Genomic DNA, 266 nt, shown 5'->3' on the forward strand with positions numbered 1-266 from the left:
TTGAGCTACCTGCAAATAGTGACCGCTTCTGGCAGCAACTGTCTCAACTGGAGGGCGATTACCCGGCTGGCGCGAACCTGGTCGAAGCCATGTTCTGCTTTCAGCGCTGCTCCAAGCTGATTCCGCTGGTTGTTCGTTCAATCAACACAGTGCTTGCAGTTCATTCTGGATGCATGGGCCTAACTCGCAAGGATCGATGCGGCGAGTTCCTGCTTGCGTGTCGTGAAGCGTATGTGAGCATGATCGAGCAATTGCGAATTGCGAGC

At 54.1% G+C, this 266-nt stretch carries 1 protein-coding gene; it reads left to right on the top strand.

All coding sequences use genetic code 11. The features are described 5' to 3' along the window. Positions 1-266, top strand: a 266-nt coding sequence (locus RMT89_RS43510) for a hypothetical protein (protein ID WP_315889281.1), incomplete at both ends; no start/stop codon positions are given.

The organism is Streptomyces sp. P17, from assembly GCF_032436805.1.
Taxonomy (GTDB): domain Bacteria; phylum Actinomycetota; class Actinomycetes; order Streptomycetales; family Streptomycetaceae; genus Streptomyces.